General features: G+C 59.2%; 17 protein-coding genes. 8 read left to right on the top strand and 9 right to left on the bottom strand.

What is annotated here, in order from left to right:
• Positions 1-21 precede the first annotated feature (21 nt).
• Positions 22-906, bottom strand: a complete 885-nt coding sequence (locus tag ASU33_RS06930; protein ID WP_286130429.1) for an SPOR domain-containing protein — start codon at positions 904-906, stop codon at positions 22-24.
• A gap of 93 nt (positions 907-999) precedes the next feature.
• Positions 1,000-2,184, bottom strand: a complete 1,185-nt coding sequence (locus ASU33_RS06925; RefSeq protein ID WP_286130428.1) for a CaiB/BaiF CoA transferase family protein — start codon at positions 2,182-2,184, stop codon at positions 1,000-1,002.
• Between the two features lie 110 nt (positions 2,185-2,294).
• Between ASU33_RS06925 and ASU33_RS06920 the strand changes: the two genes are divergently transcribed.
• Entirely contained in the window at positions 2,295-3,341 is a 1,047-nt protein-coding gene (locus ASU33_RS06920) for a Gfo/Idh/MocA family oxidoreductase (RefSeq protein WP_059069587.1), read from the top strand.
• On the opposite strand, the gene ASU33_RS06915 is transcribed toward ASU33_RS06920, so the two are convergent.
• The gene (locus tag ASU33_RS06915; protein WP_059069585.1) at positions 3,338-4,012 is read right to left on the bottom strand and encodes an NAD-dependent epimerase/dehydratase family protein; all 675 of its coding nucleotides are present in this window, start codon (positions 4,010-4,012) and stop codon (positions 3,338-3,340) included. The genes ASU33_RS06920 and ASU33_RS06915 overlap by 4 nt on opposite strands.
• A gap of 360 nt (positions 4,013-4,372) precedes the next feature.
• On the opposite strand from ASU33_RS06915, the gene ASU33_RS06910 reads away from it, so the two are divergent.
• The 5 genes from ASU33_RS06910 (at position 4,373) to ASU33_RS06890 (ending at position 10,575) form a co-directional block, all read left to right on the top strand.
• A complete protein-coding gene (locus ASU33_RS06910; protein WP_078063037.1) occupies positions 4,373-5,857 on the top strand; it encodes a DEAD/DEAH box helicase in 1,485 nt (494 codons plus the stop codon).
• A 146-nt stretch (positions 5,858-6,003) separates the two neighbouring features.
• Positions 6,004-6,567 (top strand): biliverdin-producing heme oxygenase, encoded by a 564-nt coding sequence (locus ASU33_RS06905; RefSeq protein WP_059069582.1) that lies wholly within the window; start codon positions 6,004-6,006, stop codon positions 6,565-6,567.
• Complete coding sequence (locus ASU33_RS06900; protein WP_160328149.1) at positions 6,549-8,864, top strand: ATP-binding protein; 2,316 nt, start codon at positions 6,549-6,551, stop codon at positions 8,862-8,864. Before ASU33_RS06905 ends, ASU33_RS06900 begins: the two co-directional genes overlap by 19 nt.
• Positions 8,865-9,311, top strand: coding sequence for a response regulator (locus ASU33_RS06895; RefSeq protein WP_059069580.1), 447 nt, complete (start codon positions 8,865-8,867; stop codon positions 9,309-9,311).
• A 10-nt stretch (positions 9,312-9,321) separates the two neighbouring features.
• Positions 9,322-10,575 carry an ATP-binding response regulator gene (locus ASU33_RS06890; RefSeq protein WP_059069578.1) on the top strand — a complete coding sequence of 418 codons (1,254 nt, stop codon included), beginning with the start codon at positions 9,322-9,324 and terminating at the stop codon, positions 10,573-10,575.
• A gap of 97 nt (positions 10,576-10,672) precedes the next feature.
• On the opposite strand, the gene ASU33_RS06885 is transcribed toward ASU33_RS06890, so the two are convergent.
• The 6 genes from ASU33_RS06885 to ASU33_RS06860 form a co-directional block, all read right to left on the bottom strand.
• Positions 10,673-11,608: a 1,4-dihydroxy-2-naphthoate polyprenyltransferase gene (locus ASU33_RS06885; protein ID WP_059069576.1), complete on the bottom strand. Its 936-nt coding sequence runs from the start codon at positions 11,606-11,608 to the stop codon at positions 10,673-10,675.
• A gap of 115 nt (positions 11,609-11,723) precedes the next feature.
• Complete coding sequence (locus ASU33_RS06880; protein ID WP_059069573.1) at positions 11,724-12,329, bottom strand: glutathione peroxidase; 606 nt, start codon at positions 12,327-12,329, stop codon at positions 11,724-11,726.
• Positions 12,330-12,408: 79 nt separating this feature from the next.
• Positions 12,409-12,990 carry an LOG family protein gene (locus tag ASU33_RS06875; RefSeq protein ID WP_059069571.1) on the bottom strand — a complete coding sequence of 194 codons (582 nt, stop codon included), beginning with the start codon at positions 12,988-12,990 and terminating at the stop codon, positions 12,409-12,411.
• Positions 12,991-13,078: 88 nt separating this feature from the next.
• Positions 13,079-14,869 carry an arginine--tRNA ligase gene (argS, locus tag ASU33_RS06870; protein ID WP_059069569.1) on the bottom strand — a complete coding sequence of 597 codons (1,791 nt, stop codon included), beginning with the start codon at positions 14,867-14,869 and terminating at the stop codon, positions 13,079-13,081.
• A gap of 539 nt (positions 14,870-15,408) precedes the next feature.
• Positions 15,409-15,858 (bottom strand): YbaY family lipoprotein, encoded by a 450-nt coding sequence (locus tag ASU33_RS06865; protein ID WP_078062938.1) that lies wholly within the window; start codon positions 15,856-15,858, stop codon positions 15,409-15,411.
• A gap of 88 nt (positions 15,859-15,946) precedes the next feature.
• Positions 15,947-16,924, bottom strand: coding sequence for an arginase (locus tag ASU33_RS06860; protein WP_059069567.1), 978 nt, complete (start codon positions 16,922-16,924; stop codon positions 15,947-15,949).
• 343 nt (positions 16,925-17,267) lie between these two features.
• Here ASU33_RS06860 and ASU33_RS06855 point away from each other — a divergent pair, with 343 nt between their 5' ends.
• Both ASU33_RS06855 and ASU33_RS21440 read left to right on the top strand, forming a co-directional pair.
• Positions 17,268-18,665 (top strand): type III PLP-dependent enzyme domain-containing protein, encoded by a 1,398-nt coding sequence (locus ASU33_RS06855; RefSeq protein WP_059069565.1) that lies wholly within the window; start codon positions 17,268-17,270, stop codon positions 18,663-18,665.
• A gap of 213 nt (positions 18,666-18,878) precedes the next feature.
• Positions 18,879-19,025 (top strand): hypothetical protein, encoded by a 147-nt coding sequence (locus ASU33_RS21440; RefSeq protein WP_160328148.1) that lies wholly within the window; start codon positions 18,879-18,881, stop codon positions 19,023-19,025.
• Positions 19,026-19,101 lie beyond the last annotated feature (76 nt).

Below are 19,101 nucleotides of genomic sequence, written 5' to 3'. Positions count from 1 at the left end.
TTTGTTTTTGCGGATAGCACCCTAGTAAATCAGACCGTCGTAACCGGCGTGGCGTTGCTCGTTGCGGAAGTTGAAGCCGACTTTGCTGCCGCGGCTTACTTGCTGGTTTTCGAGCTTCTGCTTCACGGTAATCTTCTGAATGTCCTGGATTGAGGGAGCCATCAGGTCGTTGTTCACGGCGGCAATCATGGCGCTTTCCACATACAGGCGCATGGCGTCTTCGTTGATGACGTTGTGCTCCATGTCGTTTTCCGGCATTTCGAGTTGCTTGGCGCCTTCAATGTAGTAGTGGTTTTCGATGTTGACGAGCAAGCGGCCCACGAGGTAGCCGGGGTCGTTCATGCGCTGGTACTTAATCGAGTCGGCCATAAAGTTGTAGGCCATGATGTGCCCGAAGAAGCGGCGGCGGAAGTCGTCGTTTACGTAGCGCGAGCCGAACAGCGGAAAGTCGTCGGGGAAGGTAATGATGTTGGAATGCATCACAAACACCAGCAAATCGCCCGAAAACCGGATGTGGAACTCGAACTCGTTGATGGGCCGGTACTCGATTACCACGCTCGAATCGACGGTTGAAATGCGGCGCGTAAGCTCCAGCACCAACTCCTGTGTTACGGTGCGCAGGCACTCAAACGCGGCTTGCGTGTTGCGGAAGATGGCCTGCTTAGCGGTCGATTTCTGGCGCAGCCCTTCGAAAATGATGTCGAGCTTGTCTTCTATCTCCTCGTGCGGAGCTTCGGCGGCTACCGGCTCGGGCGTGGCTTGGGCCTGCGCCGTTTCGTCGGTGGCGGGGGCACTTGCCTCGGGCTCGGCGGGTACGGGGCTTTGGGCAGTGGGCTCGGCGGCGGGCGTACCGGGCTTCTCGTTAAATTCGGCGGAGGGCGTGGCGTTTTCTATTTCCTGAGGCATAGGCGGGCGGCAATACGCCGTTTAGGTCAGTGGAAGGTTTGGCACCCTAAGGGCTGCCAAACACGAACAGCTATAAGGCAATGGTACGAAGCTTTAGTTCGCTGGGGTTTGGTTTTCGCCCGATGCGCACTCGGCCGTTCCGAAAGCCGCGGTATGCTCGCCTAGGTGCGGCGGCGCCGACAAGGCCTCGGCAGTTGGCCACTGCGGGCTACGGAAAGCTACCGTGCGCAGCCCGGCATGGGCAAAACCGGCTTGCGGCGACAACAGCATACCCGCAGCAGATGGTTCGGCCAAGGCTTGCCCGGCCGTACGCACCGCCCCTGCCGGCACGGCCAACCGGGCTAGTTCGGCCAGCAACTCGGCCCCGGGCACGTGCCCAATCCGCTCGTGCAGCAACGCTTCCAACGCCGCCCGGTGCTGCACCCGCGCCCCGTTCGTCCGGAACCGCTCGTCGGCAGCCCACTCCGGTCGGTCCAGCACCTCGCATAGCTGCTGAAACTGCCGGTCGGTGCCCACGGCCAAAATCAGCCGAACGCCATCGGCCCCTAGGTACACGGTGCCGTAGGGCACAATGCTGGGGTGGCCTGAGCCCATGGGTTTGGGGTCGTGGCCGGTGGCAAGGTAGGTGCTGCCCTGGTTGGCCAACGAGGCCAAGCCCGCTTCCCACAACGATACTTGCACCAAAGCACCTAGGCCGGTACGCTCGCGCCGGTACAGAGCGGTAAGCAGGCCTTCTTTTAGCTGATGGGCCGCCAGCAAGTCCATTAAGGCCACGGGCATCTTGAGCGGTTCGCCGCCCGGCTGGCCATTCAGGTACATAAACCCGGCTTCGGCCTGCACCACGGCATCGTAGCCGGCGCGGGGCTCGTGGGGCCCGTAGCCGGTTATCTGCCCATAAATCAGGCGCGGGTTGCGGGCACCTAGGGCTTGGTAATCGACACCCAGTTTTTCAGCGTCGCCGGGCTTGTAGCTGGCCAGTACGATATCGGCCTGATGGGCTAGGTGTTGCACGAGCTGCAGCCCGGCCTCCGAGCGCAAATCGGCCACTACCGACTGCTTGCCCCAATTGGCGCAGGCAAAGTAGGCCGACACGTCGGTGCCAGGGGCTTCGGCTGGGATTTTCCAGGTGCGGGTTACGTCGCCGGTCGGTGGTTCAACCTTGATGACTTGGGCACCTAATTCGGCCAGAAATTGCCCCACCTGCGGGCCGGCCAATACGCTGGCCAGCTCCAGCACGCGCAAGCCATGAAGGGGGAGCTGAGTTGATTGTTCTGCCAAGGGCCGCGGAATGAATCTGAGATAAACTGCGCCACCAACTTACAAAGCCTGCCCCTGAAGCCCAGCATGCGGATTATACCTTGGGGCACGCTTCTGCGTATTTTGACGCCATGACCAACGCCATCCAAACCGGCTTGCTCGCCTACGGCATGTCGGGCCAGGTATTTCAGGCGCCGTTTGTGGCGGCCCACCCCGGCTTTGCCCTGCGCGCCGTAGTAGAGCGCACCCGCAAACAAGCCCAGCAGCGCTACCCCAATATCATCAGCTACAACAGCGTGACCGAGTTGCTGAGCGACCCCGCCATTGAGCTGGTAATCGTGAACACGCCCAACGACTCGCACGTGGAGCTTACGCGGCAGGCGCTGCAAGCCGGCAAACACGTGCTGCTCGAAAAGCCGGTGGCAACCACTCCGGCCGAGGTGCAGGAGCTGTGGCAGCTGGCGCGCTCGGTAAACCGGCAAATTTTTGCTTACCAAAACCGCCGTTGGGACAGCGACTTTCAATTGGTGCAACAGGTAGTAGCCAGCGGGCAGCTAGGGCAATTGGCCGAGGTTACGTTCCGCTTCGATCGGTACAAGCTGCCGCTGCACCACAAGCTGTTCAAAGAAACGCCCGATCTGCCCGGCAGTGGCTTGCTGTTCGACCTAGGCCCGCACATTCTCGATCAGGCACTGAGCTTGTTTGGCCGCCCGGCCCGCGTGCGCCGCACGTTGGGGCGTTTCCGCCCCGGCTCGCAGGTCGACGATTACTTTCAGCTGCAGCTCCTCTACCCTAGCGGGCCGCTGGTTACGCTGGTGTCGGGGTTGGTTATTGCGCAACCGTTGCCGGCCTACGTGCTCCACGGTACCCTAGGTAGCTTTCAGAAATCGAGGGCCGATGTACAGGAAGCGCAGTTGCTGGAAGGCCTCACTCCGCTCGATGCAGCTTACGGCCTCGAACCCGGCTCCGAAGCCGGCCTGCTGACGCTGGTTGGTGCCGACGGCCAGAAAACGCGGCAGACCTTAACGCCGCCCAAAGGCGACTACCTGCAGTTGTTCGAGGCGGTGTACCAGTCGTTGCGAAACGGCGCCGCTTACCCCATAACCGAGGAACACATGCTGTGGCAGCTGCAAGCCTTAGCCGAGCCCGACGAGCAGTGGGAGATGCACACGAATTAAGCCTGCTCCGCCGCTTGTTGGTGGGCTAGCTGCACGATGTCCTTTACCTCAAGCACTGGCTTCGGGTATCCAAACTTAGCCGCGTTAATCAAGGCCTGAGCCATTTCCTGCAGCGTGGACACATGCCCCGGAAACAGCTTGCGCAACGCGGGGTACGCCCAAGTAAAGTAACGGTAGCCCGAAAGCGTGTTCTTTAGCCCGGGTGTGGGGTGCATGTAGCCAGGCCGGAAGGCGTATACCCGCCGAAAGGGCAATTGCTGCAAGGCATTTTCGGTGCGGCCTTTCACGCGGGCCCACATTTGGCGGCCGCGCTCCGTGCCGTCGGTACCAGCACCCGAAACGTAGCAGAACGTCATCTGCGGGTTTAGGTGGGCTAGCGTGCGGGCAAAGCCTAGCGTGAGGTCGTAAGTAAGACGACTGTACTCGGCCTCGCTCATGCCAATCGACGAAACACCCAGGCAAAAAAAACAGGCGTCGTAACCGGAAAGCTCGTCTCCCACGGGTGCAGGATCGGCAAAGTTGGTGAGCAGTACCTCGCGCAGCTTGGGGTGCTGCACGCCGGTGGCCCGGCGCGTAACCACCAGCACTTGCTCGATATCGGCATCGAGCAGGCACTCGTGCAGCACGCCTTCGCCAACCATGCCGGTGGCGCCGGTTATTATTACTCTCATTGGGCGTAAGCGCTAACCGCACCCGCAGCGGCGCGGAGCGGTATTCTTACGACGCCCTCGGCGGCCAAATACTTTAAGTCGGTTAAATATTTACTGCCCTAGGTAGCAATGCCCTCGGCGCCGCCAATGGGGCTGCCAAAGCAAGCTCGGGCATAATTGCGAAGAGTATTGCACCCGAATAATATTCGGAGGCGAACCATCGCGCCGCCGCACCTGTTGGTTTCGCGTATATTTAGCGCCAATACGCTGTTTTCGCTGACCCAGGAACTCAAGGTCAGCCATCATTTACCCAACATTGCTGAACCCTTGACGTTCGACGAATTTCAACTGCACCCCGACGTGTTCGACGGTGTGCAGGGCATGGGCTATACCAAGCCCTCCCCCATTCAGGAGCAGGCCATACCGGCCGCCCTGGCCGGAAAAGACCTTATTGCTTGTGCCCAAACCGGCACCGGCAAAACTGCCGCTTACCTCCTCCCCGTTCTCGATTTTATCGCCTACGAGCGCCCCGAGCATACTACCGCCCTCATTTTGTGCCCCACGCGCGAGCTGGCCAAGCAAATTGATGAGCAGGTAGAAGGCTTCGGCTACCATGTAGGCGCCAGCAGCATTGCCATTTATGGCGGCGGCAAAAGCGACATCTGGGAGCAGCAGAAGCGCGCCCTTACGCAAGGTGCCGACATCATTATCGCCACGCCGGGCCGCCTGATTGCCCACATGCAGCTGGGCTACGTGAAGCTCGATCAGATTGACTTCCTGATCCTCGACGAGGCCGACAAGATGATGGACATGGGCTTTGCCGAGGACATCATCCAGATCGTCAATCAGCTGCCCACCAAGCGCCAAACGCTGCTGTTCTCGGCTACCATGCCGAATAAGATTCGCGAGTTCTCGAAGAAGATTTTGCACGAGCCGGAGGAAATCCGCCTGGCCGTGTCGAAGCCGGCCGAGAACATCAACCAGCAGCTCTACATGGTGTACGACACCAACAAGCTGGCTTTGCTGGAACACCTAATTGGCCAGCTCGAGGTACAGAGCATGATTTTGTTTACCTCGCGCAAAATGAACGTGGGGCCCATCGAGCGTGCTTTACGCAAGAAGGGCTTGGCCGTGCGCGGCATCACCTCCGACCGCACCCAGGAGGAGCGCGAGCAGGTGCTGCGCGAGTTCAAGAACAAGCAGTTCCAGATTCTGGTAGCCACCGACGTAATGTCGCGCGGCATCGACGTGAGCGACTTGTCGCACGTGGTAAACTTCGACTTGCCGCGCGATGCCGAGGACTACGTGCACCGCATCGGCCGCACGGCCCGCGCGGGCACTTCGGGCATGGCCATTACGTTCGTGTCGGACCACGACCAGGACGCCGTGGTGAAAATTGAGAAGCTGATTGAGCGGGAGCTGGAGAAAAAGCCCACCCCCGAGGAAATTGGCCCCTCTCCCGAGTTCGACCCGAAGAAATACCGCGGCCGCGGCGCGGCGCACGGTGCCAAGCCGGGCGGCCGGGGTAGCAAACCGGGTGTGCGCAACGCTCGCCCCGAGCGTGCGGCCGCTCCGGTAGCTGCCAGCCCTGCCCCTGCAGCCCTAGGTACCGACGGTGCCGCTGCCGTAGCCGAAACCGAGGAGCAGAAGCGTCGGAAAAAGCGCCGTCGTAAGCCGCGCCCCGAGGGTGCGGCGGAAGGTGCAGTAGCCACTGGCGAAACCGTAACGGCATCGGCTGAAACGGCCGGCGAAAGCGCCACCGGCGAGGCGGCCAAGCGCCGCCGCAAGCGCGGCGGCCGCAACCGCCGGGGCCCCAAACCCGAAGGAGCTCCGCAGAGCGTTGCGGCTCCAGCAGCCAGCGAATAACCCCTTAGCACACAAGCACCTTGCTACAACTAGTAGCAAGGTGCTTGTGTGCTTTCGGCTGTTTGCAATGGTGCGCTGCGTGGCTATTCAGCACTTTATGGCTGGTGGCCGTGTTGCGTATGTTTCTGCCACCTACTGCTTACCACATGCCTGTTGCTCTCGATAAACCAATTATTCTTCAGCGTTTGCGTGCCGAAACGCACCCCTACCACCACGCGCTGGAGCAAAACGAATTCAACCAGGCACTTGTAGCGGGCAACATTTCGGCAGAAGCAACCACGCGCTTTTTGGCTAAGCTGTACGGCTTTCTGCAGCCCTACGAAGCTCAGCTGCGCCGGCACGGATTCGGCCCCGAATGGCAAGTAGCGCAACGCCAACGCGCGCACCTTATTGAGCAAGATTTGCCCGAGGCTGCTCACCTGCCCCAGTGCCCCGACATGCCCGACTTGCGTACCCGCGCCCAACTCCTAGGTGCCATGTACGTAATCGAGGGCTCGAGCTTGGGTGGGCAAGTAATTACGCGCCAGCTCGCCAAGGCGGGCATCAACACCCGCACCTACTTTACGGGCTATGCCGAGCACACTGGCCCGATGTGGAAAAGCTTCTGCCAGCTGCTGGCAACCGAAGCCACGCCCGACAACGAAGCGGAAATTGTGCACTCCGCCATTCAGACGTTTCAAAAGCTACACGCGTGGATCGAGCTACGGTAATCTACTCCGACGAAGCCCTCCTCAATACGCCGGTCACGCTGACTAACTGCGACCGGGAGCCCATTCATATACCGGGCTCGGTGCAACCCTACGGCTTTTTGCTTTGCCTCGATGAGCAAACCAAGCGCGTGGTGCACGCCAGCGCCAATACCGCGCCGCTGATTGGCGTTCCGGCCGAAGAGCTGCTGGGTAATGGTTTGGAGCGGCTCCTAGGTGCCAGCACCCTAGCCGAAGTAGAACAGCTGTGGACGGGCCTGGCGGAAACGCCTAAGCTACTCGGCACGCGCCTCGACCAGCTGCCCGATCAGCCCTATTACAAACTGATTACGCACCGCTACGACGGATTGCTGTGGGTAGAGTTTGAGCCGGTAGCTGAGGTTGTTACCGCGCCCTTCGACCTGGCCTCGCTCAACGTAGCCTTGGGGCACATGCTAGGGGCTGGCTCGGTGCTCGAGTTTTGCCAGTTTGCTGTCGATCAGCTGCGCACCATTACGGGCTTCGATCGGGTGGTGATGTACCGTTTTGCCGAAGATGCCAGCGGCGAAGTAGTAGCCGAAGCCAAACGCGAAGACCTAGAGCCTTTCTTGGGCCTCCACTACCCCGCCACCGATATTCCGCCGCAGGCCCGGGCCATGTACCTGAAAAACTGGCTGCGGTTTATCCCGGATGTGTCGTACGTGCCGGCGCCTTTGGTGCCCGTAATGCACCCCGCAGCCAACCGCCCGCCCGACATGACGTACGCCGTGCTGCGGAGCGTATCGCCGATACACCTGCAGTACCTGCGCAACATGGGCGTGGCCGCCACCATGACCATCTCCATCATTCAGGAGGGCAAGTTGTGGGGCCTGATTACCTGCCACCATCTTACGCCGCGCCTCGTGGGCTACGAGCTGCGCGAGCTGTGCCTGTTTATTGGTAAAACGTTCTCGGCGCTGCTGAAAACCAAGCAGCAGCAAGACGACTACGCCTACCAGCTGCACATCCGGGAAACCCAGGCGCGGCTGTTCGAGCAGATTTCGCGCCACGACAACTTCGTGGAGGGCTTGTACAAGCGCAAGCCTACCGTAATGGATGTGTTCGATTGCGGCGGCGTGGCCATTTGCTTCGAGGGCAGCATCATTACCTTGGGCAACACGCCTACCCAGCCCCAGCTTGAAGAGCTGCGCACCTGGCTGCAGCTGAACATGAAGCAGGATTTGTTTCGGACCAACTCCTATGTGCAGCAAAACCCGGCGGGCATTGCCATTCGGGGCACGGCCAGCGGCATTTTGGCCATTTCGCTGGCCCAAGACCCCGGCGACTACATCATCTGGTTTCGGCCCGAACTCATTCAAACGGTAACGTGGGCGGGCAAAGAGCAGAAGGCCGAGGTAATGCAAGATGGCCTGCTGCACCTCTCGCCCCGGCAGTCGTTTGCGGCTTGGAGCCAAGAGGTAGATAACACCGCGCTGCCGTGGCGCGACATGGAAGTTGCCGCCGCCGAGGAAATCAGGCTGCACCTCTCCGACGTTCGCCTCAAGATCTTCAACGAGCTGCAGACCCGCGCCGCCAGCTTGAGCAAGCTCAACACCGAGCTCGAGCGCAGCAACGACGAACTCGATTCGTTTGCCTACGTGGCCTCGCACGACCTAAAAGAGCCGCTGCGTGGCATTCACAACTATTCCATCTTCCTGCTCGAAGATTACGCCGACCAGCTCGATGCCGACGGCGTAAGCAAGCTGCAAACCCTGGTGCGCCTCAGCCAGCGCATGGAGGCACTTATCGAATCGTTGTTGCAGCTCTCGCGCGTGGGCCGGCAAGAGCTGGTAGTGGTGCCCACCAACATGAACGAAGTGTTGGAGGAAGTGCTCGATATGCTGCACCCGCGCTTTGAGCAAACCAACACCAAGGCTACGGTACTTGGCCCGCTGCCCACCCTTCGGTGCGACAAAGTGCGTATACGGGAAGTGCTCAACAATTTGCTTACCAACGCCATGCGCTACAACGATAAGCCTGAGCGGCTTATCAGCGTAGGCACGGCCCCCGCCGATGCGCGTGGTCCGCGCGGCACCGGCAACCCCGCCGATTATTACGTGTTCTGCGTGCAGGACAACGGCATCGGCATTGATCCGAAGCACCACGATTCCATCTTCAAAATATTCAAGCGCCTGCACGCGCAGGATAAATTTGGCGGCGGAACCGGCGCTGGCCTGACTATTGCCCGGAAGATGGTGGAACGACACGAGGGCGAGTTGTGGTTGAATTCAGTGCCTGGCCAGGGCACCACGTTCTATTTCTCTCTTTCTAAGCACTTGTAAGTGATAACCTCCTCTCACAAACCCATCCTGGTGGTGGAAGACAGCGCGGAAGATTTCACCGCATTGGGTCGTGCCTTCCGTAAGCAGGCATTACCTAATCCTGTGCTCCGCTGCGAAGACGGCGACCAGGCCTTGGAATACCTGCAGAGCTATGGCCAACACCCCAATTGGCCCCAGGAGCTGCCGGCTTTTGTACTGCTCGATCTTAACCTGCCCGGCACCGACGGCCGCACCGTGCTCGATATCGTAAAGAAAGACCCACGGTTGCAGTCGATTCCGATTATCATTTTCAGCACCTCTACCAACACCCGCGACATTCAGGACTGCTACCGCCTAGGCGCTAACAGCTACCTCACCAAACCCATCGAATTTTCGGTGCTGGAGGAGAAAACCCGTGCCTTAGTACGCTACTGGCTGAACACCACCGAACTACCCTCCGAAAGCTAGCCGCCCCTGCGTGAAGAAGATCTTTCTCGTCGACGACAACGAGTACGATCGGATGCTGTACAAGCGCTACTTGCGCAAACAGCCCGAGTTACAAACTTTCGAAATATACGAGGCCGCTTCGGGCGAAGAGGGCTTGGCTTTGTTTGCCCAGCACCAGCCCGATTGCGTGCTGCTCGATTACAACCTGCACGATACCGACGGCCTGTCGCTGCTCAGCGACTTTAAGCGCATCTCGCCGCCCGAAACCCTGTGCGTGATAATGATTACGGGTGGCGGCAGCGAACAGCTAGCGGTACGCGCGCTCAACAACGGGGCGCTCGATTACCTCGTCAAAGGCCATTTCGATCAGGAGTTGCTCGCTAAGACGGTCCTTCACGCTATTGAAAAGAACGAGTGGCGCCAGCACGTAGCCCAGCACCATCGGCAGCTGCAATCCGTAAACCAGCAGTTGCGCGATTCGCTCTACGAACTCAACGAAACGCGCCGGCAGTTGCAGCAGAGCAACGACCAGCTTACCTCGGCCAATGCGGCCATTCAGGCCCGCAACCAAGCCCTGGATACGGCCAACCAACAGCTGGCCCGCACCAATGCCGACCTCGACAATTTTGTGTACGCGGCCTCGCACGACCTGAAACAGCCGGTCAGTAACCTCAGCGGCCTGTTCGACGAGCTGCGCCGCAGCGCCACCTTCGACGACCCCGACGAATCGATGGTGTTGCAGTTGGTGGAGTCGTCGTTGCGCGATTTGTCGAGTACTATTGATGGGCTAACTGCCGTGGTGCAGGAGCAGCGCCAACCCGGCGAAAACACCGCAGAGCTGGTGCAACTTCCGGAAATTGCCAACGAGGTGATGCAGGCAATTCGACCGCAAGTGCAGGAAAGCCAAGCCGCCGTTTGCTGCGACTTTGCCGAGTTGCCCGAAGTGTTGTACGTGCGGAGCAACCTGCGCACCATTCTGCACAACCTGCTCAGCAACGCCCTTAAATACCGCCACCCCGAGCGCCTGCCGCAAATCAGCCTACAAACCCGAGTGCTGGCAGGCCAACCCGTGCTCGAAATTCGCGACAATGGCCTAGGTATGAACTTGGAGCGGCACGGTGCAGAGCTGTTTCAGTTGTTTCGCCGCTTCCACCCGCAAGCCAGCGACGGCACCGGTGTCGGCTTGTTTCTGGTGAACCGGTTGGTACAATCGCACGGCGGCCGCATCGAGGTCGAAAGCCAAGAAGGCACCGGCACCACTTTCAGGATTTACTTGCGCGGGTAATTATCCGCAGACATTACTATCAACAACGGCCGCTAATCAAGCGGCCGTTGTTGTTTTGTATTTGACTTAACGCTCTACGGCGTTAACAGGAAGTAGCTCACAGCATCTGCCCAATACCGAACAGCAGCACAAAGAGCAGGGTGCTCATGGCCATTTGCTTCAGCAATGGGTCGAGCTGCATCGATTGCTGCCGTTTCCAGACCTGCACGCCGTTGAACAGCAGCAGCGGCACCGCGCCCACAAACAGCCACTGCCACGGCGAGCAGTAGTGCTGCAGCACGTACACCACCGCGGCACCTAGGCCCAGCAGCAACAGCAGCCAGTGGTACACGCGGGCTCGGCGGGCACCTAGGCGCACCGGAATGGTAATCTTGCCGGCCAGCTCATCGGAGCGCATGTCGCGAATGTTGTTCACGTTCAGCACCGCCGTGGAAAAGCAGCCCAGACTGATGGCCGGTAGCAGCACCTCGTAGGGCAGCTCGCGGGTTTGCAGAAAGTAGCTGCCGCACACGCCCACCAATCCAAAAAACAAAAACACCGATACATCGCCTAGCCCGGCGTAGCCGTAGGGCCGGGCGCCGGCCGTGTAGTTGATGGCCGCCCAAATGGCACCCAAGCCCAGCAGCAGAAAGCCCATAAACAGCCACAGCCCCGAGGCACCTAGGGCAACCCACAGCAGCAGCAAGCCCGAAGCCAGCGACAAGACGCCGAACACGTACATGCCCTGCTTCATGGCCGCCGGCGAAATAGCGCCGCTCTGCACGGCACGCTGCGGCCCCTCGCGGTGCACGCTGTCGGCGCCGTTTTGCGAGTCGCCGTAGTCGTTGGCGAGGTTGCTGAGCACTTGCAGCAGCACCGTGGTAAGGGCAGCAAGCCCAATCACCGCCCCGTTGAACTCGTGGCGGCTGGCGGCCAGAAAGCCGCCCATTAGGATACTGGCCAGGGCCAACGGCAAGGTGCGCGGCCGGAAAGCCGAAACCCAAGCCCCGATGAGGCTTGGGTTTCGCGGAGTAATATCGGAAGAGGTTGTCAAAGCGTAGCGCGGTTTAGAGCCTCTTCATCAGGCTCTTACAACGTTGGTAACCTTGTTTACTAACAGCCTAAACAGTTGGTAACCTACTTTACCAACCAGCGTTTGTGGTAGCCGGTTACTTCATAATAGCCGATACCAGCTCTTCGCTCATCGGCTTTACTTTGGATGGGTAGAAGCCTACCACTTGGCCTTGCTCGTTGATGAGGTACTTGCAGAAGTTCCAGGTGGGCTTTTCGTCGGTGTAGCCGTTCTTGGCCCTATCGCCCAAGAACTGGTACAGCGGAGCAGTGTCGTCGCCTTTCACTGATACTTTGCTGAAGAGCGGGAACGTAACGCCGTAGTTCTTCTCGCAAAATGAGGCAATCTGCTCATTGGTGCCGGGCTCTTGCCCACCGAAGTTATTGGCCGGAAAACCCAACACGGTTACCCGGTCACCGTGCTTTTTATACAGCTCTTCCAGCTCTTTGTACTGCGGGGTGTAGCCGCATTCCGAAGCCGTATTCACAATCAGCAGCTTTTTGCCTTTGTATTGGCTGAGCTGCACCGGCTTGCCGTTGATGTCGGTAACGGTAAAGTCGTACACGGTGCTGCGAGCGGCAGCGGTTTCGGTGGTGGCAGCGGGCGTTTCGGCCATGGTGTTGGGCTTGTCGTTGGTTGAAGCCGAGCGGGCGCCACAGGCAGCCAGCGCGCCGGCCAAAGAGTAGAGTACTAAAGATTTCATGTCTGACGGTGGTGTAAATGAGAGCGGAAGCGAATTCGAGGCACTAACCCCATTGGGGCACCGTTGTTTGAAGCAACTCCTAGGTGCGGCTCGGCGTTAGCCATTTTTCCACGCTGCTGGGCTGCCAAGCCTGCATTTGGGCCAGCAAATCATCCACATTGTCGGCCACGAGCAGCTGGCGGCGGTTTTCGGGCCGTAGCAAGCCTTGCAGCACCATGTGGTCGAGCAGATGAATAAGTGCATCGTAGAAGCCAGCCACGTTCAGCAAGCCAATGGGCTTGCGGTGCAGGCCGAGCTGGCCCCAGGTAAGCACCTCAAACAACTCTTCCAAGGTACCGAATCCGCCGGGCATGGCAATAAAGCCTTCGGCTAGCTCGGCCATGCGCAGCTTGCGCTGGTGCATGTTCTCTACCACCTCAAGCTGCGTCAACCCTAGGTGCGCCACTTCTTTGTCTTTGAGGAAGCCGGGGATAATGCCAATGGCCTGGCCACCGCTGGCCATGGTGGCATCGGCTACGTCGCCCATCAGGCCCACGTTGCCGCCTCCGTACACCAGCGTAATGCCGCGCTGGGCAAACGTTTGGCCTACTTGGGTGGCGTGCTCGCGGTAGCGCACATCGGTGCCGGCGCTGGAGCCGCAATAAACTGCAATTGATTTCATTCGGAAGCTTAGGTAAACGCGCCTAGGTGGCACGTTCAGCGTATTAGTAAAAAAGCAGAACGCGCCGAAGCGCGTTCTGTAGAAGGGTTTACATCCGCTCGGGCGCCGTGATGCCGAGTAGCTTTAGGCTTTGCCGCAGCGTGTCGGCCACCTGCGCCGACAGGGCTACGCGCAGGCTGCGCTTGGCCGCGTCGGGCTCGGGCAGCACTGGTACTTCGGTGTAGAAGCGGTTGTAAGTTTTGGCCAAATCGTAGGCGTACTGGGCAATAACGGCCGGCGAGTACGTACGGGCCGCCTCGGCCACGGCCGATGCGTAGCTGGCCAACGCCTGCACCACGTCGCGCTCGGTTTCGTGCAGCGTGGCAACGCCTTCCGTCAGCTCGGGCCGGATGCCCATTTCGGCGGCCTTGCGGCGCAGTTGCGAAATGCGGGCGTGGGTGTACTGAATAAACGGCCCCGTGTGGCCCTGCAACTGCACCGACTCGTTCGGGTCAAACAGCATACGCTTCTTGGGGTCTACCTTCAGCAGGTAGTACTTGAGCGCACCTAGGCCCAGCGTGTGGAATAGCTGGTTGGCCTCCTGCTCGCTCAGGCCCTCAATTTTGCCTAGCTCGGCGGTCGTTTGCTTGGCGGCATCGGTTACTTCCTGCACCAGCTCGTCGGCGTCTACCACGGTGCCTTCGCGCGACTTCATCTTGCCCGAGGGCAGATCGACCATGCCGTAGCTCAGGTGGTAAATGGCATCGGCGTAGGGCTTGCCCAGCTTTTTCAGCACGAGCTTGAGCACCTGCATGTGGTAGTTCTGCTCGTCGGCGATGACGTAGACGGACGAATCGTACTGGTAGTCCTGGTACTTCAGCTCGGCGGTACCTAGGTCCTGCGTCATGTACACCGAGGTGCCGTCGGCGCGGAGCAGCAGCTTCTGGTCGAGGCCTTCGTCGGTGAGGTCGACCCACACCGAGCCGTCGTCCTTGCGGAAGAACACGCCCTTGGCCAAGCCCTCTTCTACCCGCTCTTTGCCCAGCAGGTACGTTTCCGACTCGTAGTAGAACTTGTCGAAATCGACACCAATGCGCTGGTACGTGTCGTTGAAGCCTTCGTACACCCAGCCGTTCATCTGGCGCCACAGGCTTACTACTTCCTCGTCGCCGGCTTCCCACGCCTGCAGCATTTCCTGCGCGTGGCGCATCAGCGGAGCTTCGCGCTTGGCTACTTCGTTCGATACGCCTTCGGCCTCGAGCTGCTTGATTTGCTCGCGGTAGTGCTTCTCGAACAGCACGTAGTACTTGCCGATGAGGTGGTCGCCTTTAATGCCGGCGCTCTGCGGGGTTTCGCCCTGGCCGTACTGCTGGTACGCCAGCATCGACTTACAGATGTGGATGCCGCGGTCGTTTACCAAGTTGGCCTTGGTAACGGTGGCGCCAGTGGCTTTCAGAATTTCGGCCACCGAGTAACCCAAAAAGTTGTTGCGCAAGTGGCCTAGGTGCAACGGCTTGTTGGTGTTGGGCGACGAGTACTCCACCACCACACGCTGGGGGCCACCGGTTTGCACGGGGGCGGCAATGTCCTGGGCGCGCAGCTGGCGCAGCAGCCGTAACCATTCGGCATCAGCAATTTCCAGGTTCAGGAAGCCTTTCACCACGTTGAAGCCGTTTACGCGCGGCTCGTTGGCCTGCAGCCACTCGCCCAGGGCCTGGCCGATTTGCTCGGGGCCTTTACCTAGGGCTTTGGTGAGCGGAAACGTAACCAGCGTGAAGGTACCCGCGAAGTCTTTGCGCGTGGGCTGAATGGTGAGCTGCTCGGCTGGCACGGCAGCACCAAATACTTGCTGAATGGCCGCGCTCAGCGCAGCTTTGAGGTCTTGTTCGAGTTGTTGCACAGGGTGCGGGTTTTATGTCGACGCGCTGGTACCGATTGGCGGCGCGCTGAAATACTGTTGGTTTAGGAGCTAAAATCGGACGCTGGCGTAAACCTTCGCGGCGGCCACGAGCAGCGGCCGCGCAAGCTGAAGGCTTACGCTACATTCGTCGCTCGTTTCGGCTCCGAAACGACCGCACCAGCGAGTTCAATACGAAGACAGGCAGCGGTTTCACGGCCGCAAAGCTAATCACGGATTTACACCGATTGGCTACGCCGAACTTCGTTTCTGCGGCTAGCACCGATTTTTAGCTTCTGAGTCGTTCGGTTGCAGCTGATTTCACCGTTACACAACTGTAGCATAAACGCGGCTACGCCGACCTCCGGTTGCAGTCTGCATCTCTGGCTAGTAACTTCTGTTTTCTGACCTTAGGGACGCAGTGACGCAGTACGGTGTAGCGTGGGCTTTAGCCCGCGTTTGCTAGCACGATTGGTACCGCGCATAGCCACCTCAGCGAATAAGTTCTCCTACACGCGGGCTGAAGCCCGCGCTACTGGCTTCTACTGCCCCGAGGCGCGGCGTAGCATCATCTGCACCTGCTTAGGATTACCGCGGGTGATTACGGGGTAAGCCGAATCATTGGTGAACATGAGCTTGCCATCGACCTCGATACGAGCTTGCACGGCATAGGTGTTGGTAGGGTCGATGCGAACCGTGTCGTAGAGCAAGACAAAGGGCAGCGGCACTTGCCGGCCTTTGGCTTCAACAGTAGCCGAAGCCAACTCGATGGCCGGTGCGTCTTGTCGGCTTACATCCTGCAGTTGCACGCGCAGCACCGCGTTGGGCGGCAGGGCAATTCGCTCGCGGTAAGCCACGGTGCCGGTTACGGAGTCGCGCACGGCAGCGGTGTTAGCTTGCCCACGGCTGCCCGATGTAGTGGCCGACGGGCCGGTGCAAGCCTCTAGCAGGACGGCAGCACCTAGGGCGCTCAGAAGCGCGTACGAATTCATGGCAACAGCAAGAAAAGCGGATACAAACGCAACTGGTTTTCACGAATGTATCCGCTTTTAGCACAATGCCAACAATAAGTTTCCGGCTTTAGCGTCCGGTCACCATGTCGTCGAGGCGCAGGCGCTCCTGAATAGCCTCGGTAGCCGCTTCCAGAATTTCGAAAGCGTTGCCGGCCATGGTGTTTTCGGAGTCGAGCGTGGGGTTGATTTCCACCATCTCGAAGCATACTACGCGGTCGTTTTCAAGCAGGGCGCGGCACAAGGCTTTGGCTTCGCCCACGTCGAGGCCCAGTTCAACAGGCGTGCCGGTGCCTTTGCTGAAGCGCGAGTCGAGCGAATCGACGTCGAAGGAGATGTACACCAGGTCGCAGAAGCGCAGCTGCTCGTAAATCTCGCGCGCAACTTGCCGGGGGCCTTTGGCCCGGAACTCATCGAGCTTGTAGTTACGGATGCCGTGCTGCGCGATAATGGCGTCTTCCTCCATCTCGGTGTCGCGCACTACCACATACACCAGGTGGTCGGGCGTAACCTTGGGGCCTTCTTCGCCCAGGTTCTTGATTTTGCGCCAGAAGAACTCCGTTTCGGGCTCTACTTGGTTGTGCTGCAGCTCGCGGTGGTCGGCACCTAGGGCCATGGCCAGCGGCATGCCGTGCACATTGCCCGAGGGCGTGGTGTAGGGCGAGTGGATGTCGGCGTGGGCATCAATCCATACCACGCCAAGGGTTTTGTGAGGGTACGCGGCCTTAATGCCCGCAATGGTACCAGCGGCGTTGCTGTGGTCGCCCGCCAGCACCAGCGGAAACTCCCCAAACCGCAGGGTTTGCTCTACCGTGTTGGCAATGCCTTTGAGCACGGTGTAAATGCTGTCGATATGCTTCGCGTAGGGGAAGTGATTTTTATCGAACAGCACGTGGTTCTGGTCGGGCACTGCCACGGCGTTGAAGCGGCGGAAGTAATCGGAACCTTTGTTTAAGCAGGCCACTTTAAGAGCATCGATGCCCAGGCTTGCCCCGCGGGTGCCAGCCCCTAGTTCGGACCGCACTTCAATGAGTTTAATTCGTCGCATACTACATCGGCTAAATAAGTTTAGGGCGGTAGTGTTGCTTGCCGATTACCGGAACCCCAAGGTACTAACACACAAGGGCTGACACCCGTAGGCGCCGGTTAGGCTTGGCGTCGGAGGACCTTCCTCCGCGACCAACGAACAATTCAACAACCAAAACACCCCCGTTGGGGTATCTTTGCGGGCCTTAATTTCGGTTTTTTACTGCTTAGTACCTAGTGCTTCGTGCCGGGGCTACAAGCCACCAACACGTTGCCAGCGTACCGGGTTACTCTTTTTTCTTCAACTGCATTTACGCAAAGCATTAGGCAACAGGCACGAAGCTCTAAGCCGCAAGCACTAACGCATGGACACGTACCACGACCTTATTAGCCAGACCTTCGACTTTCCTTCGCAGGAGTTCACCGTTGAGGGTAATGAGCTGCGCTTTCACGGCATTCCGCTGATGGATTTGATCCGGAAACACGGTACGCCGCTGCGCCTCACCTACTTGCCCAAAATCAGCGAGAATATCCAGCGGGCCAAGCAGTGGTTTCAGCAAGGCATTGAGAAGATCGGCTACCAGGGCAGCTACACCTACTGCTACTGCACCAAAGCTTCGCACTTTGCTTTTGTGGTGGAAGAAGCCTTGAAAAACGACGTGCACATCGAAACCTCTTCGGGCTACGATATGCACATTGTGCGCGCGCTCTACCACAAGGGCCGCATCAACAAGCAGACATACATCATCGCCAATGGCTTTAAGCGCGAGCGGTACAAGCGCTACCTCACTGAGTTCATGAACGACGGCTTCGTGAACTGCATGCCGATTCTCGACAACCTGTCGGAAATCGAGTACTACAAGGAGCACGTGCACGCCGACACCCGCGCCAACCTAGGCATCCGCCTGGCCTCCGATGAGGAGCCGCGCTTCCAGTTTTACACCTCGCGCCTGGGCGTGCGCTACGCCGATGCTATTCCGCTTTACGAAGAGCAGATCAAGAACGATCCGCGCTTCGAGCTGACGATGCTGCACTACTTCATCAACACGGGCATCAAGGACACCTCCTACTATTGGTCGGAGCTGCGCCGCTTTGTGCACAAGTACTGCGAGCTGCGCAAGGTGTGCCCCACGCTGCACACCATCGACATTGGCGGTGGCTTGCCTATTCAAACTTCCATTCAGCCGGAGTACGATTACCCGTACATGATTGAGGAAGTGCTGCGCACCATTCAGCGCATTTGCCGCGAAGAGGGCGTGCCCGAGCCGCACATCTTCACCGAGTTCGGCATCTTCACGGTGGGCGAGTCGGGGGCGCACATCTACAACATCCTCGACGAAAAGCTGCAGAACGACAAGGAATTGTGGTACATGATCGACGGCTCGTTCATCACGAACCTGCCCGACACCTGGGCCCTTAACCAGCGCTTTATCATGCTGGCCCTCAACGGCTGGGAGCGTAATTACAAGAAGATTCAGCTGGGCGGCCTCACCTGCGACTCGCAGGACTACTACAACGCCGAGAAACACATTTACCAGGTGTTCTTGCCGGAGCGCGGTCAGGAGAAGCCGCTGTACGTAGGCTTTTTCCACACGGGCGCTTACCAGGAGCAGCTCTCGGGTTACGGCGGCATCAAGCACTGCCTGATTCCGGCGCCCAAGCACGTTATCCTCGACCGCGACGCCGACGGCACCGTGCGCGACTGGGAATTTGCCCCCGAGCAAGACCCCGAATCGATGATGCGCATTTTGGGCTACGCCTAAGCGGCGCAAACCCTAGGTAGTTTCGGCACTCTCCCGCGCCAGGCACCTGCCTGGCGCGGGAGTTGTGTTTTTGACTAACGGGCACCTAGGCCGTTGAGGCACTTGGTTGCTACATGCAAGCTCAGCAGTATAGCACTTTTCTGAACCCGACTGTTGGAGTAAGGCTAACAGCGGCAGTATGTTTGTCTTCTTACAAGCAAATCCTTACTACACATGAAAAAAGGTCTACTCCTTCTGGCTGCCGCTGCAACTCTGAGCCTCGGTGCTTGCAACAAGCAGTCGTGCCCGGCCTACGGCAAAGCCGCTACCCAGAAAGCAGAGGTAGTAGCCTCGGCTGCTGCTCCGGCTGAGCGCCAATAAGCACTTCGCACTAAGAAATCCGGCCGCGGCATTCTGTAAGGATGCCGCGGCCGGATTTTTTTATGTCCTTGTTAGA

The sequence above is a fragment of the Solirubrum puertoriconensis genome, from assembly GCF_001483135.1.
In the GTDB taxonomy this organism is placed as follows: domain Bacteria; phylum Bacteroidota; class Bacteroidia; order Cytophagales; family Hymenobacteraceae; genus Solirubrum; species Solirubrum puertoriconensis.
The sequence above is the reverse complement of the archived record's forward strand: the minus strand, read 5'-3'. Positions and strand labels throughout refer to the sequence as shown.